This is a genomic window from Mesorhizobium temperatum (genome assembly GCF_002284575.1).
GTDB classification, from domain to species: Bacteria; Pseudomonadota; Alphaproteobacteria; order Rhizobiales; family Rhizobiaceae; genus Mesorhizobium; species Mesorhizobium temperatum.
In genome coordinates this window covers 541,636-563,447 of sequence record NZ_NPKJ01000068.1, presented here as the reverse complement: position 1 = coordinate 563,447, position 21,812 = coordinate 541,636, and the positions used below count along the sequence as shown (strand labels likewise).

The 21,812-nt window shown below is 63.3% G+C and carries 18 protein-coding genes; 6 read left to right on the top strand and 12 right to left on the bottom strand.

Going from position 1 to position 21,812, the window contains the following annotated elements:
• Positions 1 to 1,215, bottom strand: coding sequence for a glycosyltransferase family protein (locus CIT26_RS29185; protein ID WP_095495734.1), 1,215 nt, complete (start codon positions 1,213 to 1,215; stop codon positions 1 to 3).
• Positions 1,216 to 1,696: 481 nt separating this feature from the next.
• On the opposite strand from CIT26_RS29185, the gene CIT26_RS29180 reads away from it, so the two are divergent.
• The 4 genes from CIT26_RS29180 to CIT26_RS29165 all read left to right on the top strand — a co-directional run bounded on the left by CIT26_RS29180 (position 1,697) and on the right by CIT26_RS29165 (position 4,179).
• Complete coding sequence (locus tag CIT26_RS29180) at positions 1,697 to 2,662, top strand: ABC transporter substrate-binding protein (protein ID WP_095495733.1); 966 nt, start codon at positions 1,697 to 1,699, stop codon at positions 2,660 to 2,662.
• Positions 2,659 to 3,351 (top strand): L,D-transpeptidase, encoded by a 693-nt coding sequence (locus CIT26_RS29175; RefSeq protein ID WP_167391556.1) that lies wholly within the window; start codon positions 2,659 to 2,661, stop codon positions 3,349 to 3,351. Before CIT26_RS29180 ends, CIT26_RS29175 begins: the two co-directional genes overlap by 4 nt.
• 40 nt (positions 3,352 to 3,391) lie before the next feature.
• The gene (locus tag CIT26_RS29170; RefSeq protein ID WP_095495731.1) at positions 3,392 to 3,721 is read left to right on the top strand and encodes a hypothetical protein; all 330 of its coding nucleotides are present in this window, start codon (positions 3,392 to 3,394) and stop codon (positions 3,719 to 3,721) included.
• 218 nt (positions 3,722 to 3,939) lie between these two features.
• Entirely contained in the window at positions 3,940 to 4,179 is a 240-nt protein-coding gene (locus CIT26_RS29165; RefSeq protein WP_095495730.1) for a hypothetical protein, read from the top strand.
• A 107-nt stretch (positions 4,180 to 4,286) separates the two neighbouring features.
• Here the strand turns inward: CIT26_RS29165 and CIT26_RS29160 are convergent, their stop codons facing one another.
• Entirely contained in the window at positions 4,287 to 6,338 is a 2,052-nt protein-coding gene (locus tag CIT26_RS29160; protein ID WP_245319592.1) for a transcriptional regulator, read from the bottom strand.
• A 213-nt stretch (positions 6,339 to 6,551) separates the two neighbouring features.
• Here CIT26_RS29160 and CIT26_RS29155 point away from each other — a divergent pair, with 213 nt between their 5' ends.
• A complete protein-coding gene (locus CIT26_RS29155) occupies positions 6,552 to 7,640 on the top strand; it encodes a PLP-dependent cysteine synthase family protein (protein WP_095495729.1) in 1,089 nt (362 codons plus the stop codon).
• A gap of 31 nt (positions 7,641 to 7,671) precedes the next feature.
• Positions 7,672 to 9,159, top strand: a complete 1,488-nt coding sequence (locus CIT26_RS29150; protein ID WP_425350384.1) for a pyridoxal phosphate-dependent decarboxylase family protein — start codon at positions 7,672 to 7,674, stop codon at positions 9,157 to 9,159.
• 237 nt (positions 9,160 to 9,396) lie between these two features.
• Here the strand turns inward: CIT26_RS29150 and CIT26_RS29145 are convergent, their stop codons facing one another.
• The 10 genes from CIT26_RS29145 to CIT26_RS29090 form a co-directional block, all read right to left on the bottom strand.
• Positions 9,397 to 11,037, bottom strand: a complete 1,641-nt coding sequence (locus CIT26_RS29145; RefSeq protein ID WP_095495727.1) for an ABC transporter substrate-binding protein — start codon at positions 11,035 to 11,037, stop codon at positions 9,397 to 9,399.
• Between the two features lie 372 nt (positions 11,038 to 11,409).
• On the bottom strand, positions 11,410 to 12,396 hold the full coding sequence (locus CIT26_RS29140; protein ID WP_095495726.1) for an alpha/beta hydrolase: 987 nt from the start codon (positions 12,394 to 12,396) through the stop codon (positions 11,410 to 11,412).
• Positions 12,397 to 12,430: 34 nt separating this feature from the next.
• On the bottom strand, positions 12,431 to 13,111 hold the full coding sequence (locus tag CIT26_RS29135) for an isochorismatase family protein (protein WP_095495725.1): 681 nt from the start codon (positions 13,109 to 13,111) through the stop codon (positions 12,431 to 12,433).
• 268 nt (positions 13,112 to 13,379) lie between these two features.
• Positions 13,380 to 14,684, bottom strand: coding sequence for a M24 family metallopeptidase (locus tag CIT26_RS29125; protein ID WP_095495724.1), 1,305 nt, complete (start codon positions 14,682 to 14,684; stop codon positions 13,380 to 13,382).
• A gap of 302 nt (positions 14,685 to 14,986) precedes the next feature.
• Complete coding sequence (locus CIT26_RS29120) at positions 14,987 to 15,964, bottom strand: GlxA family transcriptional regulator (protein ID WP_095495723.1); 978 nt, start codon at positions 15,962 to 15,964, stop codon at positions 14,987 to 14,989.
• Positions 15,965 to 16,162: 198 nt separating this feature from the next.
• Complete coding sequence (locus CIT26_RS29115; protein WP_095495722.1) at positions 16,163 to 16,351, bottom strand: DUF1059 domain-containing protein; 189 nt, start codon at positions 16,349 to 16,351, stop codon at positions 16,163 to 16,165.
• A gap of 127 nt (positions 16,352 to 16,478) precedes the next feature.
• Complete coding sequence (locus CIT26_RS29110) at positions 16,479 to 17,660, bottom strand: cystathionine gamma-synthase (RefSeq protein WP_095495721.1); 1,182 nt, start codon at positions 17,658 to 17,660, stop codon at positions 16,479 to 16,481.
• A complete protein-coding gene (locus CIT26_RS29105; protein ID WP_095495720.1) occupies positions 17,657 to 19,129 on the bottom strand; it encodes a pyridoxal-phosphate dependent enzyme in 1,473 nt (490 codons plus the stop codon). The genes CIT26_RS29110 and CIT26_RS29105 overlap by 4 nt, the downstream gene beginning before the upstream one ends.
• Positions 19,130 to 19,479: 350 nt before the next feature.
• Positions 19,480 to 20,829, bottom strand: a complete 1,350-nt coding sequence (locus CIT26_RS29095; RefSeq protein ID WP_095495719.1) for an FAD/NAD(P)-binding protein — start codon at positions 20,827 to 20,829, stop codon at positions 19,480 to 19,482.
• A gap of 37 nt (positions 20,830 to 20,866) precedes the next feature.
• Positions 20,867 to 21,319 (bottom strand): RrF2 family transcriptional regulator, encoded by a 453-nt coding sequence (locus CIT26_RS29090; RefSeq protein WP_095495718.1) that lies wholly within the window; start codon positions 21,317 to 21,319, stop codon positions 20,867 to 20,869.
• Positions 21,320 to 21,812 lie beyond the last annotated feature (493 nt).

Sequence of the window (21,812 nt, the reverse complement as noted above, 5' to 3'; positions counted from 1 at the left end):
TCAGTTCATGCCTTCAATGACCGAAAGGTGATGGCCGCCCCGCCGGTCGAGCAGTTCCGCGACGATTTCGGAAATGTGAGGCAGCCCTTCCAGCGTCAGATGCGGATGGCTCTGCGATGGGCCGGGCCGGTCCGGCAGCACCTCCAGTGCATTGGCAAACCGCTGGGAATCCTCGGCTTCTTCCGGCAAAAGCATCTCGATGAGGCCGAGTTCGGCTGCGCGCCGTGCTCGGATCAGTTGTTCCTCGCGGGGCTTGACGCGCGGCACGATCAGCGCCGGCTTGTCGAAAGACAGTATCTCGCAATAGGTGTTGTAACCGCCCATCGCCACGACTGCCTTGGCGCCGGCAATCAGCTCTTCCATGCGGTTGTCGAACTCGATGATCTTGATATATGGGATCTTGGACCCCTTCTTGAGCAGCTTGTTGCGCTTGCGCGCCGGCATGTAAGGCCCGAGCACGATCAGCGCCCTATGCTGCAATTGCGGATCCTGCTGATAGGCATCGATGACGCTGTGGATCAGTTCGGCGCCGTCACCGCCGCCACCGGTGGTAACGAGGATATAGTCGCCCTCGGGCCGGTGGCCGGGCAACTCGTTCTTCTGCAGGCTCCGTTGCAGGAAACCGACGAACTTCATCTTTGCTCTGATAGCCGGCGGCACATCCAAGCCGGTCAACGGATCGTAGAAATCCGGCGGACCATAGGCCCAGATCTTGTCGTAGAACAGGCCTATCTTGCGCATCACATCCCTGCGTGCCCACTCTGCTTCGAGCAGATGCGGCGCGTCCATCACCTCGCGCAGGCCAAGCACGAGCGTGGTGCCCCGCGTCTTGAGGTAGGACAGGGTGTCCTCGATTTCACCACGCAGGCCGAGCGGTTCCTTGTCGACGATGAAGATATCCGGCCGGAAGGTCTCGGCTGTGTGGCGGATGATCGACTGGCGCATCCTTAGTGTCTCATGCAGATCGATATCCTTTTCCAGCGAGGTGTATTCGCCGTTGCGCAACTTGATGACGCTGGGGATCTTCACGAAGTCGACACGGGCGCGGTAGTCGAAGGCGCCAGCGATAGTCGCACCCGAAATGATAAGCACCTGAAGTCCGCGGAAATCCTCAACCAGCGAATGCGCGATCGTCCGGCAGCGCTGCAAGTGGCCGAGCCCGAACGTGTCGTGGCTGTACATGAGAATTCGAGCATTTTGTACGTGCTGGGTCATTGTTGAAAGTCTTTTAGAATTCTCGGCTTGAGGACCGTCGGTGACCCGCACGAAACCATCCTCGCGAATCTACCGACCTGTTTTGAAACATGAGGGCGCAATTTTCAATTCGTATTACCCAAGAGGGTCCATATGCTGAAACCAGGAAGCTGCGTCTACTTAGCGGCCTGCTTGCCACGTGGTCCAGAAGAACCTGCATCATTTCACTGGTATTGACCATCTCGGATTCTCGGCGGCCTTGACCGCCACCGCGGACATCCTAAACATTGGGCCCGGGGGCCGCGTTTTGAGTATCTTCCCAGACGGGATGTCATCGAGTAGCGTGCAGGGCGGCATGTGACGGCGCTCTCTTTGGCGAATGCACTGCCGCACCTTCAGCAGTTGCCGTCGGCAGATGGGGGCTGGTGTCACAACCCGGTGCTTGCCGTGACAGATTGTACCCGTCCCGGTTCATTTCAGCACCGAATCGAGGGGGAAGAAAATGCACAACCGATTTCGGCAGTGCCTGCGGAGAATGTCGCTGGCGGCATTGACGATGCTGGCGGTCCCGGTCCACGCGGCTGATCTCGTCATTGCAATGCCGAACTGGCCGTCGGGCCAGGCGACGGCAAACATTCTCAAGGTAAGCCTGAAGCAACATTTCGGGCTCGATGCCGATGTGCGCGAGATGGGGACGCTTATCGCCTTTGCCGGCCTCAATTCGGGCGAGGTGGATATTCATCCCGAAATCTGGCTGCCCAATCTCGACAATCTGGTGAAGAAGTATGTCGACGGTGCCGGCACGGTAGCCATCAGTCCCATCGGTGTGCAGGCATGGCAAGGCATATGCGCTACCCGCGAAACTGCCGACAAATTTGGCATTCGCGACATTTCGGATCTCACCGACCCACGCAAAACTGCCGCGTTGGACACTGATCGGGACGGACGTGGAGAACTCTGGATTGGCGCTGAGGGTTGGTCCTCCACAGCCATCGAGCGTGTACGCGCCAACAGCTATGGCTATGCCAAGACAATGACATTGCTGGAGACGCCGGAGGATGTCGGAATGGCGGCTGTCGATGCCGCGGTTGCTACGGCTCATCCGATGGTGTTTGCCTGCTACGCGCCGCATCACGTGTTTAAACTGCACGAAATTGTCCGGCTTACCGAGCCGCCTTTTGACCCGGCAAAGTGGAAGATCGTGCTGCCTTCCGAGGACCCGCTCTGGGTCTCGAAGTCCAGCGCGCCGGTGTCATGGGATACCGCACATTTCCACATCGCTTATGCCACCTCATTGCGCAAGAAATATCCGAAGGTGGTCGAGTTCCTGGAACAGGTCGACCTCAAACCCGAGGACGTTACAAAGATGAGTTATGCGCTTCAGGTGGAGCGTCAGGATCCTTACGAATACGCCAAGCAATGGGTTGCCGCGCAGGGCGCTCGGGTGCACGGGTGGGCAAATCCATGACCAGAAAGCTGATCATCGCAGGACGCGCCGCTCTCCAGCGGAAATCCCTTACGGCAATTGTCGCGGCAGCGCTCGGTCTTGTCGCGGTTGCGGCGCTGGCTGCGGGAACACAGGTTTTCGATCCGAAAACCCGCAAATGGGTGGACTACGACCGTACCAAGGCGCGCAAATACTATGCCGCGCATAATGAAGTGCCAGAGGCGTTTCGTCCGCAGATGGTCAAGTTCCGCACCGCGGAAGTGCCCGGTACGATCATCATCGATGGCAACCAGCATTTCCTCTACCTTGTGCAGCCGGGTCAGCGGGCCATGCGCTACGGTATCGGCGTGGGCCGGGAAGGATTTGGATGGGCTGGAATCGTGCGCGTCGGCCGCATGGCAGAATGGCCGACCTGGACGCCTCCGGCCGAAATGATCGCTCGTGATCCGAACGCGGTCAAACATGCGGGAGGCATGCCGGGGGGGCCTGACAATCCGCTCGGCGCAAGGGCGCTCTATCTGTATGAGCGCGATCAAGACACGATCTACCGGATACACGGCACGCCGGAGCCCTGGACGATCGGGCTCGACGTGTCATCAGGGTGTATCCGGATGAGGAACGACGACATCACCGATCTCGCATCCCGCGTCAAGGTTGGGGCCAAGGTCATCGTTCTCATGCAGGGGGCGGCACTTTACAAGGGTGTGTGAAGCCGGGGTGTGTGAAGCGGCATTCGGAGAGGGACAAGCAATGTTGGCAAAACGTGCAGTGAGAACGTCGATCCGGGCAACAGCAATTGGATTCTTGGTAGGGGCCCTGAGCGCTTGCGTCAGCGCGCCGCCGCCGCCTCCTCAGGATCAGATGTCCAGGACCCAGGTCGAGACGGCCCCGGCGGACCTTCAGCTTCTTTGCGCTAACGCGGTCGCCAAGGCGAGCGGCGTCGACAGCACGAAGATACTTCCGGTTTCATCGAGCAAGCTCGATCCCAAAACCTATCAGGTCGAACTCGATGCCAGCGGAAAGAAGACACGCTGCCTTGTGGATACCGAAGGCAATGTCAGATCCGTTGAGCCCACCTGATCCGCTGTGGTCGAGGAATTTTGCGACGGTCCGACGATTGCTGCGAACCTGGCGTCTGCGTTGGACATGACGATGTTGGTGGCGACCAGCCGTGATGAAAGGTTCAGAAACGAACCCAGCGGCATCATCGTGATTGGCACACCCAAGCATTAGCTGTACCATCCCTATGCCGGTCGTCGACGCGGCGCGTTCCGCGAGCCGGCGAGGGAGAAACGTCCATGTTACGATCAATTTCGCTTGCGGTTTTCCTGGCGGTCGTTCCTGCGACAGCCTTTGCAAAATCATGCCCGACCATCATGGCCGCGATCGACGCGGCGTTGCCGACCGCGACCCTCTCCGAGGCCGATATGACCAAAGTCAAAGAACTGCGCGCCCAAGGCGAGAAATTGCACGCGGCCGGTGATCATGCAGGGTCGGAGGCTGCCCTCAACCAAGCCAAGACGATGCTCGGCATATAGCTGCGACTAACGCGGCTTTCGCGATTGCGGGGCTTTTTGTCGGTTTTCGGCCGGCGAGGATCGTGGTCTTGACCGTTAGAGCAGTGTCAGGCCGAGCTGGGGTTGGATCACCCCAGCCCGATGCGCTTGGCGCCTTGCCGGAACAGTGCCGATGCGTCCGGCTCGAACCGGAAGGTGCCGATGAAATCGTCGGCGCAGTAGTTCGGCAGCGTCTTGCGGATGGCGGCCGCGAAAGTGCGGGCCTCGTCAAGCCGCCCCGCCAGCGCAAGGCAGTGGGCTGCGATCGCCAGGATGATGGCATGGGCGTTGGGCCGGGCGGCGGCTTTGAGCGCCCATTCGGCGGCCTCGTCGAACTGGCCGAGGCGGACATGCGCCATCGCCCTGGCGCCGAGCATGCCGAACAGCAGCGGATCGAACGGGCTCAGATGACGCGAATGGTCGGATGAACCGATCGCGGCGTTTGGATCGCCCGACTGCGAGTGTACAAACGAAAGCGCGTAGTGGCCGAGCGCGAAGTTCGGGCTGAGATCCACGGCCCGTTCCAGCTCGATGAGAGAGCCGTCCTGCTCGCCGCGCAGCCACAGAGCCCGGCCCATAGCCCAGTGCGCGGCCGGATTGTGATCGTCGACCAGAAGACTTTGGCCGGCCGCCTCAAAGGCGCGCGCGCTTTCCTGGTCGCGGTCTCCCCAGCGCTGAAAGGCGTTCTGCCAATGGGTGAAGGACAGGCCGGCATAGGCGCGGGCGAAGGTCGGATCGAGCTTCAGGGCCATGCCGAAGAAATGCCGGGCCTGCTCGTTTTCGGTGCGGGTGAAGCGATACATGTGCCAGAGACCTCGATGGTAGGCCTCCCAGGCGTTCAGCGAGTTGGGCGCTTTAAGCATGGCGCGGTTGCGCTCGACCACCTCGATCTCGGTCGAGATCGACGAGACGATGCTGTTGCCGATATCGTCGAGGACGGCAAAGATGTCGTCGGGCTTGCGTTCGAACGTCTCGGCCCAGATGATCCTGGCTGTGCGCACCTCGACAAGTTCGACGGCGACCACGACGCGGCCTCCCTGGCTGCGCACCGTCCCGGTGGTCACATAGTCGACGTTCAGCCGCCGGCCGGCATCTTCCGGCGCGATATTTTTCTCCGCCAGCGCAAAGACCGAGCCGCGGGCGATGACGAAGAAGTCCCTCAGCTTGGCCAGACGGGTGATGATGTCGTGGGTCAGGCCGTCGGCCAATCCGCCGCGAGAGGGGCCGCCGCAAACACCTGAGATAGCCGCCTCCTCGACAAACGGCATAACCGCAAGCGAAGCCTTCTCCGATGCGGCAGTATCAGGAAGCACAATTGACGCTGGCGAGGCCGCGGGCAAGAGTGCCGGTCGCGCCCAAAGCGTCGCGGCAGGTCGTTCGCTGCGGATCGTCTGCCATGCCTCACGAACGGGTCCAAAATCCAGATCCTCCGAAGCAAACAGCTGCGCCGCGGAAGCGAGATGTTCCTCACACTCGCCGATCTGGCCGCGCTGCGCCAGCCTTGTCAGAAGAGTCAGATGCGCACGCCCGTCGAAGGGGGCGAGTTCCACCCACTTTTCCAGATGCGCTAACGTTTCGTCGGCATCCGCCGGGAGCTTGCTGACGAGATGTTCCAGGATGGCGGCGTGCCAGGAGCTGAAGCGGCGGCGCTGCGCGACCAGCCAGCTGTTGAAATGCGGGCTGCGGTCGATCTCCAGCCCATCGAGGAAATCGCCGACGAGCAGCCCGGACAGGGCTTTCAGCCGCTCAAGATCGAGCGTCTCGATTCCTCCAGCGGCCGCCGAGGCGATGTCGATCGCGTCGACGGAAACGCCTTTCAGATGAAGCGCGATCGTGTCGCCTGACGTTTCGATCCTGCGGTGATCCGGTTCGTCGAGAACGCCCCTGAGCTTGCTGAGGCACCAGCGAAGCTCGCCGCGCGGATCGTTCGGCACATCCCACAGCAGCTCGCACAGACGGCTGCGGCCGACGGCATGTGGCGCAAGCGCCAGATAGGCGAAGAGCGCGCGCAGCTTGCGCGATGCCGGCAATTGCACGGTGGCGCCGTCGCGGATGACCGTCAGCGGTCCGAGCAGCCGCACGGACAGCCCGGCCGTTGCGCCGTCCAGGCTCGATCGAGCGGATTCCACGTGCGTTTCCACGCTTGCTCCCACGCTGGCCAGTTGTCCTCTGTTCTACCATCGAAAGCGATAGAGTGCATCCGGCAACGAATTTCCGCGCCGGCTGCTGGCATCGCCCTTTTCCGGGCCACATGCCGGCAAAGCAACCGTACTGCGGCAAGGTCTCGAAACCTCGCCGCCCAAGCCGCCGGTTTGTAACCGGCTCGTGACAACAACAAAAAGAGGAGAGCAGACATGTTGCAGCAACGGAAAATCAGAACCACGGCCGGGCGCGGCCGCCTGTTCGACAGCATTATCGACACGGTCGGCGATACGCCGGTGATCAGGGTCAACAATCTCGGCCCCGATCATGTGACGATCTATGTGAAGGCCGAGTTCTTCAATCCGGCGGCGTCGGTGAAGGACCGGCTGGCGCTCAACATCATCGAGGAGGGCGAGCGCAGCGGCGCCTTGAAGCCGGGCCAGACCGTCGTCGAGGCGACCAGTGGCAACACCGGCATCGGGCTGGCCATGGTCTGCGCGCAGAAGGGTTATCCGCTGGTGGTGACGATGGCCGACAGTTTCTCCATCGAGCGCCGCAAGCTGATGCGCATGCTGGGCGCCAAGGTGGTGCTGACGCCCCGCGCCCAGAAGGGTTTTGGCATGTACAACAAGGCGGTCGAGCTCGCCGAGGCCAATGGCTGGTTCCTGGCCCGCCAATTCGAGACCAAGGCCAATGCCGCCATTCACGAGGCGACGACGGCGCGCGAGATCATCAACGACTTCGCCGGATCGCGGCTCGACTGCTTCGTCACCGGCTACGGAACCGGCGGCACCGTGGTCGGTGTCGGGCGCGTGCTGCGCCGTGAGCGTCCCGAAACCCGGATCGTTCTGGCCGAGCCCGCCAATGCCCAGCTGATCGGCAGCGGCAAGGCGCAGGAGCGCGGCCCCGACGGCGCGCCAGCCGCCAGCCATCCGGCGTTCGAGCCGCACCCGATCCAGGGCTGGACCCCGGATTTCATCCCCCACGTCCTGCAGGAGGCGGTCGATGCCAGCCTCTATGACGAGGTGGTGCCTGTTCCCGGACCCGAGGGCATCAAATGGGCCAAGGCGCTGGCGCAAAAGGAAGGGATTTTCACCGGCATCTCCGGCGGGGCCACTTTTGCCGTGGCGCGCCAGATCGCGGAAAAAGCTGCACCCGGCTCGGTGATCCTGTGCATGCTTCCCGACACCGGCGAACGCTACATGACGACGCCGCTGTTCGACGGCATCGAAGCCGAGATGGACGCGGAGGAGATCGCGCTGTCGCGTTCGACGCCGGGCTGCCAGTTCCCGGCCGAGTAATTGCGGATCGGGAGCGACGCGGATGGACGCCATGCTGAAGGCCGCCAGTAGGGGCGGTATGGTTGCCGAAGAAACGCTCGATCCGGTCGACTGGGCCGAGGTTCAAGCGCTGTCGCACCGGATCGTCGACGATGCCGTCGACTATCTGCGCGATGTCCGCGAGCGCCCGGTGTGGCAGGACATGCCCGAAGAGGTGAAAACCTTCTTCGCGGCACCGCTGCCGCGATCGCCTCAACCGCTTGCCCAAGTCTATGGCGAGGTTGCGCGGAACGTGATGGCCTACCCCATGGGCAACATCCATCCGCGCTTCTGGTCCTGGTACATGGGGTCGAGCAATTTCACCGGGGCGCTCGGCGATTTCCTGGCGGCGGTCCAGGGTTCCAACCTCGGCGGCGGCAACCATGCCGCCGCGCTGATGGATAGCCAGGTCGTCGACTGGTGCAAGCAGATGATGGGCTTTCCCCAGTCGGCCAGCGGCACGCTGGTCAGCGGCGGCTCGATGGCCAACATCATCGGGCTGACCGTGGCACGCAACGCTAGGGCAGGCATCGACGTGCGCGAGCATGGCGTTGCCGCCATCGACAAGCCGCTGCGTTTCTATGGCTCGGATCAGCTTCACTCCTGCCATCGCAAGGCGATGGAGGCGCTTGGCCTCGGCAATCGGGCGCTGCGCCGCATCCCGACCGATGCCGGATTGCGGATCGACATCGGAGCCTTGCGGGCGGCGATCGCCGAGGACCGCAAGGCGGGTTTTCGGCCGGCCTGCGTGATCGGCACGGCCGGCACGGTGAACACCGGAGCGATCGACGATCTGCAGGCGCTTGCAAGGCTGGCGGTGCAAGAGGACCTCTGGTTCCATGTCGACGGCTGCATCGGCGCGCTGATCGCCATTGCACCGGAAAATTCCCATCGTGTGGCCGGCATCGAGCAGGCCCACTCCATCGCGCTCGATCCGCACAAATGGCTGCACGCTCCCTTCGAGGTCGGCTGCGCCCTGATCCGAGATGCCTCGGCCCATCGCAATACGTTCGCGGTGACGCCGGAATATCTGGAATCGACGCCGCGCGGCCTCGCCTCCGGACAGTGGCTGCATGATTTTGGCCTGCAGACGTCACGCGGTTTCAGGGCCCTGAAAGTTTGGATGGCGCTGAAGGAGCACGGCATCGAGAAGTTTGGCCGTCTGATCGACCAGAACATCGCGCAGGGCCACACGCTCGGCATGCTGATCGAGGCCGAGCCGCTGCTGGAACTGGTCGCGCCGCCGAGCATCAACATTGTCTGTTTTCGCTACCGCGGCGACGGGCTGACGGGAGAGCGGCAGAAGGCACTCAACACCGAGATCATGCTGAGGCTGCAGGAAGAAGGCATCGCAGCCCTTTCGGATACGACGGTGCACGGCCAGCATTGCCTCAGGGTCGCGATCAACAACCACCGCACCCGGCGCGACGATCTGGACCTGCTGGTGCGCGAAACGGTGCGGCTTGGACGGGAGATTTCAAAATCGGGCACCGCTCGCTGACCCGTGTGGCGCGACGATCGTCGATGCTCCGAGATTGGCGGGAAAGGCGGCTTCATTCCAGCTTGGGTTCCTCGCCCCCACGAAAGTGGGGGAGAGGTGGCTCGGCGAAGCCGAGACGGAGAGGGGGAACCGCGCTCTACGAAAGCCCCCTCTCCGGCCGCTTCGCGGCCACCTCTCCCCCGCTTCGCGTGGGCGAGGAACCCAGGTCTTGAGAGGCTGGAGGGACGGCACCCGCTATCACGCCTCGAGCCAAACCTTGTCGAAATGCTGCTCCAGCGACTGGTGCTGCTCGCAGCCATGCACGCCCTTGCGATAGGTGCGGTAGACCGAGCGCCAGTAGGGCTGGATGATGATGCCGGAATCGCGCAAATTCTGTTCGATCTTGGCCATGATCTCGCGGCGCTCGCCGGCGTCGGGTGTGGCCAGCGCCTTGTCGAGCAAAGCATCGAACTCCGGATTGGCATAAGCGGTCTCGTTCCAGGCAGCACCCGATCTGTAGGCCAGCGCCAGCACCTGGACGCCCAGCGGCCGGCCGAGCCACTCGGTGCAGGAGAAGGGATATTTGCTCCAGTCGTTCCAGAACGTCGCCGCCGGCAGCACGGTGCGTTTGACCTTCAGCCCGGCGTCGCGCATCTGCGCGGCGATGGCGTCGCCGGTGTTCTTCTGCCAGTCGACATCGACGGAGATGAGGTCGTATTCGTGGTCGGATTTGCCGGCCTCGGCAAGCAGCGCCTTGGCTTGATCCACATTGCGGACGGCCGGGCCGATGTCGGCGTATTCGGCATGCATCGGCCCGACATGGTGGTTCTCGGCCGGCTTGCCGCGGTCGTCCATGCCGATCTTCAGGATCGCGCTGTTGTCGACCGCGAGCTGGGCGGCGCGCCGCACCCTGATGTCGTCATAGGGTGGATTGCCGACGTTGAAACGCGCGACGATGGTCGAGCCGGTGGCAAGCTCCGAATTGCTCAGATCCATGGCGTCGGTTTGCGAAACCGTATCGGCGGCGGTTTCGTGGTTGGTGTCGATCTCGCCCGATTCAAAAGCCGAGAACATCGCATTAGGATCGGAGCCGTAGTCGACCCATTGGATGCCGTCGAGCCAGAAGTCGCCTTTCCACCACGGCTTGTCCTTGCGGCGGACCTCGGCGCCGACTTCGGCGTCCCATGCCACCAGTTCGCAAGGTCCAGTGGTAATCGCCAGCGCCTTCAGCGGATCGCCGTCGCCATCGTAGCTGCGGTGCATGATCAGTGCCGGATAGTCGGTCATGCCGGCAATCAGCGAAATGTCGGGCTTCGGCAAATTGAGCCGGACGGTAAAGTCGTCGACACGCTCGATGCCGCCGTCGATGGGTTTCTTGGTGGCGGCGTCGACCAGCGCGCCCATGCGCTCGGCGACCGAATTGCCGGCAACGCTCGCGTCGCACCAGCGCGTCAGGTTGTGGACGACATCGTCGGCGTTGAAGGTGTCGCCGTTCGACCAAGTGATACCCTTGCGGACGTGCAGCGTCAGCACGCGAGCGTCATCGCTGGTCTCCCAGCTCTCGAGCAGCCACGGCTCGAAGGTGAAATCGCGGTTCCAGCGCACCAGATATTCGTTGCACTGGCGGGCGACATTGGACATTTCAACGCCGTCAAAGGTGCGCGGGTCCTTCCAGCCCTTGACGTTCATGGCGACGCGTAAGACGCCGCCGCGCTTCGGCTCCTGCGCCCTGGCCGGGGAAGGCGCGAGGCCGCCAAGCGCCAACGCGCCGGCGGCGCTGACACCGAGCGCAGCCATGGTGGCGAGATACTCGCGCCGGTTCATGCTGCCCTTCCTGAAGCCGTCGGCGACGGGCTCAGCCTGCGGATGCAACGCTCTGTCGGTCAGCATGAATTTCATCGTCGTATCCTCCCTGTCGGCGCCCGGTCGACCGCTTCGCGGGGCGGATGCGGTCGGCCGGGCGCCTTTAGCCATGGGCAATGATAGTGCGGGTTTCACGGGCGAAGTGTTCGGGTTTCCGCAGTTGTTGTGCGCTGTTCCGCACGAGAGATGGGCAGCGCATGGAAGGAAGGCCCCTCTCCGGTTTGCTGCGCAAACCACCTCTCCCCCATGAAGAATGGGGGCGAGGAATCGCCATTCGCTGAAGTCGCGATCTAGGAAAGCTTGGGTTCCTCGCCCCCACAAACTGGGGGAGAGGTGGTTTGCAGTAGCAAACCGGAGAGGGGGCCTTCGCGCTTCCCTGGCCGGCACGAGCGTCGCGCTTCGCCCTCCCTACAACCAGTCGCCCTTGCCGAGCGTGACGATGGCGGCGACGATGCGGGTGAACGCTTCGCCGGCCCGTGGCACGGTTTTGCGGGCGCGCAGGAAACTGTGCACGAGGCGCTGCTCCTCGTACCACCAGGCGCGGCCGCCGGCGGCAAGGATGCGGTCGCGATAGGCCTCGCCGTCCGATGACAGCGGATCGCATTGCGCTGTGACGATGACCGTCGGCGGCAGGCCGGAGAAGTCAGTGTCGCGCAGCGGCAGGAAGGTCGGGTCGTCCGGTGATTGTGCCTTGCCGGAGCGGACCTGGCGATAGAATTCGATGTCGCTGAGCGTCAGCAGCGGCGCCTCGGCGTGCTCGACATACGAGCCGGCGCTCTCTTTGCCGCCTGGCTCCGGACCGCCCAACTCGGGGTAGACCAGCACCTGGCCAATTGCGGGGCGGGGGTGGCGGCGCGCCGCATGCGCCACCCCGGCGGCAAGATTGCCGCCGGCGCTCTCACCGCACAGCACGATCGGCAGGGCCGTTGTTGTCGCCGCCCACTCGAACACCGCCAGCGCATCGTCGAAAGCGGCCGGATGTAGATGTTCTGGCGCCAGCCGGTAGTCGGCGGACAAGACTGCAAAGCCGGTGCCGGCGCAGATCTCGGCGCAGATGTCGTCATGGCTGTCGAGCCCGCCAAGCACAAAGCCGCCGCCGTGATAATAGACGACCATCGCTTGTGGCGCCTTGCCCGCCAACTGGTAGCGCCTGATCGGGATCGCATGGTCGCCGGCGGCAACCGTCCCGTCACTGGCTTCGACGCCTGCGGGAGTGCCTGCGTGGAATGCCCGGCACATCGCGTCATAGATCGCCCGCTGCTTGTCGACCGGCAGGTCCATTTCGGGCGGATACCATGCGTTGACCCGGTCGATATAGGTCCACAGTGCCGGCTCGAGCAGCGTCGCGTATTTTTCCCGTTTTGCTGTTTCGGGCTGATCGACAGTCGTGGCCATCCTTCCGGACCCTTGTTTCTGGACCCTGGAAGCGTCAGAGTTCGTCGTATAGCCGGGCGGCGTTTTCATAGGTGAAGCGCAAAGGCACCGAGCCCACGACCTGCCATGCATCGACCGTCTCGCCTGCCATCAGCCGGCAGGCGCCGTCGGTGGTGGTGACGGCGCCGCCATAGAGCCGGTTGGCAAGGTTGAGGATGGCGGTCTGGTGCATCGCCGTGCTGCCGCTGCCGCACGCATCCTTGACCAGCAGCACCCGAAAGCCTGATGACACTGCATCCCTGACGGTGGCGTCGATGCAGGCCTCGGTCCACACGCCGGCAACGACCAGCCACTCGATCCCTTCGGCCTTGAGCCGGCCGGCGGCAGGGCCCGCACCGAAGGCGCTGGCCTCAGTCTTGACCAGCATCATCTCGCCGGCGACCGGCGCCACTTCCGGGCAGATCGCCGTCAGCGGATCGTCCTTGTCGGAGAAGGCCGACCTGCCATTCGCATCGACCGGATGGAACCGCCGCGCCTCCCTGGTGAGATCGACGATATAGGCCGAATGGTAGAGCAGCACATCGTTGGCCCGTGCCGCCGCCTGCAGGCGCTGGACGTTGGCGAGGATGTCGGCGAAACCTTCGACCAGATAGCGCTTGTCCTGCCGATGCTCCTCCTGGAGGTCGACGAACACCGCGGCCACCGTGCCGCGTTTGATCGAGATCGGGCCTTTCATTCGGATACCTGAACTTCGTCATTCCAGGGCGTAGCAGCCGCGAAGCGGCGTCGCGGAGACCCTGGAATCCATGCCGTTACCTCTAGCGAAGAATGCAGCGGAACAGAGTTCTGCACCGTCTCGAAGCCGAGATGTAGCGGCATGGATCTTAGGGTCTGCGCTGCGTCGCTTCGCTCCTTGCTCCGCCCTAGGATGACGAAAGCATGAGCGCTGCGGCTAGTCTCGAATGTTTGCGATACTGCACTGGGGCCACTGGTGGATACTGGGATCAAACCTGTTCCTCCAGAAAATCGTCCTCATAGGGAAAGCGCGACAGAAGCTCGGTGCCGGTCTCGGTGACCAGGATCTCGTCCTCGAGCTTGACACCCTCGCGTCCGCCTTTTTCGCCGATATAGCTCTCGACGCTGACCACCATGCCGGGCACGACAAAACCGTCGCGGCCGTAGGTCTCGTAGTCCATGGCGTGCGCGATGAACGGCGTCTCGCCATGCATGCCGACGCCGTGCATGACAGACGTGTAGCGCTGGTCGACGAAACGGTCCGGGATCTTCCAGGCCTTTTCGGCAATCTCGCGAAACGCCATGCCCGGCCTGACGATCGAGATGTTGTGCTGAACCTGGTCGTGGGCCATGCGGTAGAGCGATTTCTGATAATCCGTCGGCTTGCCCGGGCCGCAGCGGAAGGTGCGCGAGAAGTCCGAATAATAGCCGTAGCAGCCGATCGTATCGGTATCCAGCGCCAAAAGTTCGCCCGGCCTGATCTTGCGGCCGCTGGCTTCGTTGAACCACGGGTTGGTGCGCTGGCCCGAAGTCAGCAAACGCGTTTCGATGAACTCACCGCCCTGCCGGATCACCTCGTGATACATGATGGCGAACAGATCGTTTTCGGACACGCCGGGCTTGATCGCCTCACGCACGGCATAGACGGCGGCCTCGGCGCCGGCCATCGAGACCTGCAGGCATTTTATTTCTTCGGGCGTCTTGACCGCCCGCACGGCGAGGATCTCGCCCTGACAATCCCGGACCTCGCAGCCGCGCTTTTCCAGCGCCAGCGCCTGCAGATGGCCGCAACGGTCGAGGCCGAGCTTCATCGAGCCGCCGCCATGCGCCTTGAGCAGTTCGGCGATCTCGTCGGCGAAGGGACCCGCGGTTTCGTCGTCGCGGCCCGACACCGAAGACCACACCAGCTTGGACGGCCGCGCCTCGTCGATCGTGTCGAGCACCATCGAGACATGATAGCTCTGCGGATATTCGAACAGCACGATCGGCCCTTCGGTCGGGATGAAGAAGTAGCGGGTCGAGTTGCGAAGGAAATAACCGAACATGTTGCGCGAGCCGGTGGCGTAGCGCTGGTTATAGGGATCGAACAGCACGACGGCGCCATAACCGGCCTCGCGCATCCAGGCGCGCAGCTTGGCCAGCCGCCCCTTGCGCAGCGCGTCCGCATCGATGAAGGACGGCTCGGTGTCGGACAGCCACATGCCGCCGGCCGGATCGGCGGCCGCCGGGTGGCGCATGCGGTTTTTGAAGTCGACGTCCTCAGTGCTGTCGGGGTCGAACACGACAATGCTCATGGGTGCCTCCTGGAAGCCCTGAACATAGCTGTGCGCCGCGAAGAGCTTGTGCGGAATCCCGCAGGTGTTGTGCCGAATGCCGCTTAGCGTCCGTAGCGCTCTACGGCGCCCCCCTCTGTCCTACCGGACATCTCCCCCACTTGGGGGAGATTGGCGGCTTCGGCGTTCCGCACATTCCTGCAACGTTGGCGATTGGCGAAATCAGCGGTGACAGCCGATCTCCCCCCAAGTGGGGGAGATGGCCGGCAGGCCAGAGGGGGGCGCTGTCCCGCCGTCGTTGCGCCGCGTCAGCGCGCGGACGCCTAATGCCTCCGCGCCACCTTCGGCGCGTGGCCATGCTCCTCCCTGAAAGCCCGCGCAAAACTCGACATCGAAGCAAAACCGCAGGCGAGCGCCACGTCGCGCACCATCAGCGTCGAATGCGCCAGGAGATCGGCGGCGCGCTTCAGCCGCAGGCGGCGGTAATAGCCGTTGGGCGAGATGCTGAGCTCGGAGCGGAAGTTTCGTTCGAGCTTGTCGGAGGACACGCCGAGCTTTTCCGCCAGCGCCGCCATGCCGAGCCGCTCCTCCACCGCATCCTCCATGATGGCGATGGCCGACAGCACCAGTTCGTTCTGGACGCCGGTGCGTAACCGCAGCGGCATCAGCTTGCGGTCGACGCTGGAGCGCAGCTGGCTGTGCACGAACCATTCGGCGACGCCGGCCGCGAGTTCGGCGCCAAAATCGTTGGTGATGATCTCCAGCATCATGTCGAGGCTGCCAACGCCGCCGGCCGAGGTGAAGCGCTTGCGGTCGATGACATAGAGATCGCGCCTGAGCTCGATGTCCGGGAACGCCTCGGTGAAGGCCGCCTGGCTGGTCCAGTGCAAGGTGCAGGCATGGCCGTCGAGCAGGCCGGCCCGCGCCAGGAAGAAGGCGGCATCCGCCACCGCGCCGATATGAGCGCCGCCGCGCAGACTCCTGCGGATCCAGCTAACCGCGTCCTCGGCGACGAGATGATCGGCATCACCGCCCGAGCAGACGACGATGCGATCGACCTTCGGCGCATCGCCGGCAAAAAAGCCGGGCTGGATGACGACGCCGTTCGAGGCCTCGACCGGCCCTTCGGCGGCGCCGACGATGATCCAGCGGTAGCATTGCCGCTTCGCCAGCACATTGGCCGCGCGCAACGGCTCGATCACCGAGCTGAACGCCATCATCGGAAAGCCGGGGAAGACCAGGACGGCAAAGGTGAGGGGGGCGTCGTTTGCCCTCGGTAGGTTGCGCTCGCGAATGGACATGCTTCAATCGTGCCTGTCGGCAATTGCAGGAAAGACCACAATTCCGCCGGATGCCACTCAGGTCAACGGGCGGTGGTGGGTCAGTTTGAAATTTCGACCGTGCCTAGGCGTTGTCGCCTATCGGCCGAACTCCTAAATGCTTGCCGAAGCATTGGAGATAGTGACGGGCGCACTGCGCGGCCCGTACAAGAAGCGAGTTTAGGTCGCTACAATTAGCTTCTTGACCTGTTTACGGTCTTCCGGAGACCATTGCTTCGGGTCTTCCCCATGAGCGATCGCGCCGTGAAGCTCGACGTGCTTCATCACTTCCGCCTCGGTCTCTGCCGTGAACGTCGCTGGACAGGCCTCGTTTCCTGGATAGTCCCTGCAACGATACGAGTAAGCCATGGCTTTCCCTCCCAGGTTGCCCCGATAGCAAAGCGAGGGTACGTCGCTTTGTCAATTCACAGTTGGATGCGCCATTCAGCCAGGAAATTTCAAACTGACCTCACTATCCAACAGGGCACGGCCCCCTTCAACTCGCCAGCGCCTGATCCAAATCCGCAATCAGATCGTCGCCATCCTCGATCCCGGCCGACAACCGCACCAGCGAATCGGAAATCCCGATCGTGGCCCGCTTCCCGGCCGGGATCGAGCCATGTGTCATCAGCGCCGGGTGCTCGATCAGGCTTTCGACGCCGCCGAGGCTTTCGGCCAGCGTGAACAGTTGCGTGTGTTCGAGGAAACGTTTGGTGCCGGCGAGGTCGCGGTCGAGCTCGACCGTGATCATGCCGCCGAAGGCATGCATCTGCCGCCTGGCAACGGCGTGCTGCGGGTGGCTGGGGAGACCGGGATAGATGACGCGGCGAATGTCGGGGCGGCTTTCCAGCCAGTGCGCGATCTTCTGACCGTTCGACGAATGGCGCTCCATCCTGAGCGCCAGCGTCTTGAGGCCGCGCAGCGCCAGGAAACTGTCGAATGGGCCGGAAATAGCGCCGATGGCGTTCTGCAGGAATTTCAGGCGGTCGACGAGATCCTTGTTGTCGCCGACCACGGCGACGCCGCCGACCATGTCGGAATGGCCGTTGAGGTATTTCGTCGTCGAGTGGACTGATATGTCGATGCCGAGCTCCAGCGGCCGCTGCAGATAGGGGCTGCAGAAGGTGTTGTCGGCTACCGAGAGCACGCCTTTGCGCCTGGCCAGTGCTGCGACCGCTTCGAGATCGACGACGCGCAGCAGCGGGTTGGTCGGCGTCTCGACCCAGAGCATTCTGGTTTCCGGGCGGATCGCCGCCTCGACCGCGGCCAGATCGGTGAAGTCGACGAAGTCGACCTGCAAATTGGCCGAGCGCTTGCGCACCCGCTCGAGCAGCCGGAAGGTGCCGCCATAGATGTCGTCGGTGGCGACGACATGGGCGCCGGAATCGAGCAGTTCGAAAATGGTGGCGATCGCCGCCAGGCCCGAGGCAAAGGCGAAGGCGGCTGCGCCGCTTTCGAGATCGGCCACCGCGCGCTCGAAGGCGAAGCGGGTCGGGTTCTGGCTGCGGGCGTATTCAAATCCCTTGTGCACGCCCGGGCTCTGCTGGCCATAGGTCGAGGTCGCATAGATCGGCACCATCACCGCGCCCGTCGTCGGGTCGTGGCTCTGGCCGCCATGGATCGTGCGCGTCGAGAAGGCCAGACGGTTCCTGCCCGATAGGGTTTCTCTTACGGTCATCGGGCGCGCCTCAGATGGTTGATCAGGTCGATGCGGGTTATCAGGCCAATGAATTCGTCGCCATCGAAGACGATGGCGACTTCGTTGCGGTCGAACACCGGCAGCAGCGCGTCCAGCGTCTGGCTGGCCTGCAGCGTGTGCAAATTGGAGGTCATCGCCGTGCGGACCGGGGCCTTAAAACGGTCCCAGCGGCTGTCATAGGGGCCTTCGACGTGGGCGAGGATATCGCTTTCGTCGACGATGCCGACCAGCTTGCCGTCGTCCAGCACCGGCAGTTGCGAGACATCCGAACGGCGCATGCGGCCATAGGCGTTGAGCAGGCTTTCGTCCGGGCCGACAGACACTATGTCGCCGGTGCGCAGCGTGCGCATCACCAGATCGCGCAGGTCGCCGTGCTGCTCCTGCTCGGCCAAGCCTTGCTCGGCCAGCCAGAAGTCGTCGAATACTTTCGACAGGTACTTGTTGCCGCTGTCGCAGACGAAGGTGACGACCCGTTTCGGCACGGTCTGCTCGCGGCAATAGCGAAGCGCGGTCGAAAGCAGCGTGCCGGACGACGAGCCGGCGAGGATGCCTTCCCGCGAAAGCAGGTCGCGCACGGCCAGCATGCTCTGCTTGTCGGTGATGGAGTAGGCCTTCTTAACCAGCGACAGATCGGCATTGGGCGGGACGAAATCCTCGCCGATGCCTTCCACGGTCCAACTTCCGGCCTCTATCATCTTGCCGGTCTTGATCAGGGGCGCCAGCACCGAGCCGACCGGATCGGCGAGAATCATCTCGGTCTTCGGCGAGACATCAGCGAAATAGCGGCCAAGCCCGGTCAGCGTGCCGCCCGAACCGACGCCGACGACTACCGCGTCGACGTCGCCATCGAGCTGTTGAAAGATTTCCGGACCGGTCGTGGTTTCATGGGCCAGCGGGTTGGCCGGATTGGCGAACTGATTGGCATAGAAGGCGCCGGGCAGCTCGGCGGCGATCTTTTCGGCCATGTCCTGATAGTATTCGGCGTGACCCTTGCCGACATCGGAACGGGTCATGCGTACTTCCGCACCGAGCGCCCGCAAATGCTGGATCTTTTCGCGCGACATCTTGTCGGGCACGACGAGAATGATGCTGTAGCCCTTGGGGATACCGACCTGGGCGAGGCCAAGACCGGTGTTGCCGGCGGTCGCCTCGACGATGGTGCCGCCGCGCTTCAGCTTGCCCTGTTTTTCGGCGGCGGCAATCATCGACAGCGCGATGCGGTCCTTGATCGAGCCGCCGGGGTTCTGGCTTTCGAGCTTGATGAACAGCCGGCACTTGCCGATGTCGAATTTGGTCAGCTCGACGACCGGCGTCTGCCCGATCAGGTCGAGAACCGATGCATAGGGCGGACGCAGGCGGGACATTGCACTGTCAGAGGATGGGGCCCTGTCCGAAAGGGCACTGCCCGAGGGGGCACTGTCGGGTGCGGCGATCTTATGCTTGCTCATATCAGATGCTCCATGGTCAAGCGACCGCCTTGGGCAGGCTGTCAGCCTATCCTTCTTTTCCAGCCGTTTGCAGTCTGAAAGAAGATAGATCGTGCCAATCCGTTGGCCAGACGGGGAATGGGATTCCACGGCTGGACGTGTGGGCCGCTCGCGAAAGGCTGCGGGACAGCGCCCCCCTCTGGCCTGCCGGCCATCTCCCCCCACGTGGGGGGAGATTGGATGTCGCAATCGGTTTCGCCAATCTCAAACGTTGAAAGAATGGCGCAGTCAGCGAAGCTGCCGATCTCCCTCCTTGTGGGGGAGATGTCCGGCAGGACAGAGGGGGGCCGTAGAGCGCCGACCTCAAACCCTCACCCCAGCAGCCGCCGGCTCACCCGCGCGCATTGGACGCGGATGTCGGGAATGGCGTCGATCTCGAAGAAGGTGCCGCGCGTCAGCGGCCCGACCGCGAGAATCTTGGCCGATACGGTGCCGTCGCAGGCGATGACCTCGCAATTGTCTGATACGTCGAGGCCAAGGCGCAGCGGGTCCGGCCGGGCCAGCCCGCGGTCGACCAGCGACCGCACCACGCTGTTCGACGTGGTCGAGATGTCCCTGGCGATGCCGGTGCAATCGTAGATGCGGGCGACTTCGAACGTCTCGATGTTTTGCGTGTGCCGCGACTGGACCTGCACGGTGAAATCGTCGCCCGCCGTAATGCCGACGACACGCCCGGCGACAAGCCGGATGCGGCCCGACTGCACCGCCTCGGTGACGCGGCCATAGACTTCCGGCGCCATGCGATGGCGGTGGATATCCCACCACGCCTTGGTGTGCTCGACAAAGCGGCGCCTGGCCGACGACGGCCAGTTCTGCCAGATCTTCTGGTTGAACGGCCTGAGACCGTCGACGACGTCGCGCCAGTCGATGCCGGCCTTCTGGTTTTCCCGGATCAGGTCGCGGAACCAGCCGACAAAATAGGAAAGCTGGGTGCCGAGCGGAATGTCGGCGACGTCGAGCTTGATCGGATTGCCCTTGCGGTGCGGCGAAGGCAGCAGGCCGCGCCGCGCCACCGCAACGATCTCGCCGCGATGACCGCGCTGTTCGAGTGACAGGAAGGCATCGACCATGCTCAAGCCGGTGCCCAGCACCAGGACTCGGGCTTCGGGGTCCAGCGCGGTGTCGGCCTCCGATCCCATCCTGATCGCGTGGCCCTGGCCGGCGCCCGGCTCCTCGTCATGCCCGGTCGCCAGCACGGCAAGGTGGGCGACGACGCTGGTGCCGTTGGCCAGCGCCACCTCGACCCCGGACCCGGTCGGCGAGATCGACAGGCTCTCCTCGCGGATCAGGCGAAGACGCCCGGTCTCGCGAGCCTCGAGCTCGTCCAGCAGTTCCTTCAGATAGCGGGCATAGACACTGCGCGGTGCGTAGACCGGCGCCTGCTCTGGGGTAGACAGGCCGCGTTCAAGCAGCCAGCGCCAGAAATTGCCGGGGTCGTCGGCATAGGCGCTCATGCCGGCCGCGCTGACATTCAGCACATGCGCCGACAGCAGCGTGGAATAGGCGATGCCCTGTCCGAAATGCGGACGCTTTTCGATCAGCGTGACGCGGAGATCGGGATTGGGCGACTTCAACAGATGCGCGGCAAGGACGACGCCGCTGGCGCCGCCGCCGACAATAATGATCGAATTCGGGACGATCGAATTTGCGCGGCCGGTCATGCGCGCACCAATTGCCTTAGGAGCCGTCGGTTCCGGCTCAGGCCTGAATCTCCAACGCAGCCGAAAGGTCGTCGTCGCCGGCGATATCGCGCATCTCGGCGAGGCTGCGCTGATCCAGCACCTCGGCGATCGCCTGCCGGACCTCCAGCATCAGATGTCGGACTTGGCATGTCGCCTCGTTGCAGTCTTCACAGCGCTGATATCGGGTGCGGCTGGCGCAGGGGATGGGGGCAAGTGGCCCATCGAGCACGCGCACGACATGGCCGATCTTGATTTCATCAGCCGGCCGCGCCAAGCGATAGCCGCCCTCCTTGCCTTTGCGGCTCTGGACAAAACCGGCATTGCGCAACTCGACCAGGATGGCATCGAGAAATTTCTTCGGAATGTTGTTTCCGGTGGCGATATCGCCAACGAAGGCGAGCTGTCCAACCGACAGCCGCGCAAGATGGACGAGCGCCTTGAGGCCGTACTTGCCCTTTTTCGTGAGCATAGACCGAACGTTTCTCTGTCATGCGATGGCGCAGGGCCACCGATTGTGAAACGCTTGGCGTGCGTCCCCACCGCGTCCAAGCTGACATGACACATAAATTCTAGTGACATGATATACAAGCCGAGCACCGTTGATTTTGCTTCGTTTTCAAGCCGCTGCGGCCATTTTATCCGACCTTTGTGCCCTTGAGGGCACAGAGGCGGCTGGGCAGCCAGCGCGTCGGCATTGAAGGCCGATGCACCGCCGGCGATCGATATGGAGGCTGCCGTCGCTCAGCGTCCTCTCCAATTTCTTTAATGTCGATAAGGTTACTGTACTTAATCGCGAATACAGCGGACCGGTTTTCAAATCGTCGGCTATCCGCAGCATGGATTTGCCGAAGGAAGGCGCAAAACGAGAAATGCTTGTTTGCAATGGCTGCATTCGCCAATCGCCCGAAACGCGGCAATGCGCTGACGTGGTTCCTGTGACCGGCCCGGATCAGTGGCCCGTC

Coding starts and splice junctions, on each gene's coding strand:
- CIT26_RS29180 (WP_095495733.1), top strand. CDS start 1,697: ATGCACAACCGATTTCGGCAGTGCCTGCGGAGAATGTCGCTGGCGGCA.
- CIT26_RS29135 (WP_095495725.1), bottom strand. CDS start 13,111: ATGAAAGGCCCGATCTCGATCAAACGCGGCACGGTGGCCGCGGTGTTC.
- CIT26_RS29115 (WP_095495722.1), bottom strand. CDS start 16,351: ATGGCTTACTCGTATCGTTGCAGGGACTATCCAGGAAACGAGGCCTGT.
- CIT26_RS29155 (WP_095495729.1), top strand. CDS start 6,552: ATGTTGCAGCAACGGAAAATCAGAACCACGGCCGGGCGCGGCCGCCTG.
- CIT26_RS29140 (WP_095495726.1), bottom strand. CDS start 12,396: ATGGCCACGACTGTCGATCAGCCCGAAACAGCAAAACGGGAAAAATAC.
- CIT26_RS29175 (WP_167391556.1), top strand. CDS start 2,659: ATGACCAGAAAGCTGATCATCGCAGGACGCGCCGCTCTCCAGCGGAAA.
- CIT26_RS29185 (WP_095495734.1), bottom strand. CDS start 1,215: ATGACCCAGCACGTACAAAATGCTCGAATTCTCATGTACAGCCACGAC.
- CIT26_RS29095 (WP_095495719.1), bottom strand. CDS start 20,829: ATGACCGGCCGCGCAAATTCGATCGTCCCGAATTCGATCATTATTGTC.
- CIT26_RS29170 (WP_095495731.1), top strand. CDS start 3,392: ATGTTGGCAAAACGTGCAGTGAGAACGTCGATCCGGGCAACAGCAATT.
- CIT26_RS29150 (WP_425350384.1), top strand. CDS start 7,672: ATGCTGAAGGCCGCCAGTAGGGGCGGTATGGTTGCCGAAGAAACGCTC.
- CIT26_RS29110 (WP_095495721.1), bottom strand. CDS start 17,660: ATGACCGTAAGAGAAACCCTATCGGGCAGGAACCGTCTGGCCTTCTCG.
- CIT26_RS29105 (WP_095495720.1), bottom strand. CDS start 19,129: ATGAGCAAGCATAAGATCGCCGCACCCGACAGTGCCCCCTCGGGCAGT.
- CIT26_RS29125 (WP_095495724.1), bottom strand. CDS start 14,684: ATGAGCATTGTCGTGTTCGACCCCGACAGCACTGAGGACGTCGACTTC.
- CIT26_RS29090 (WP_095495718.1), bottom strand. CDS start 21,319: ATGCTCACGAAAAAGGGCAAGTACGGCCTCAAGGCGCTCGTCCATCTT.
- CIT26_RS29120 (WP_095495723.1), bottom strand. CDS start 15,964: ATGTCCATTCGCGAGCGCAACCTACCGAGGGCAAACGACGCCCCCCTC.
- CIT26_RS29145 (WP_095495727.1), bottom strand. CDS start 11,037: ATGAAATTCATGCTGACCGACAGAGCGTTGCATCCGCAGGCTGAGCCC.
- CIT26_RS29165 (WP_095495730.1), top strand. CDS start 3,940: ATGTTACGATCAATTTCGCTTGCGGTTTTCCTGGCGGTCGTTCCTGCG.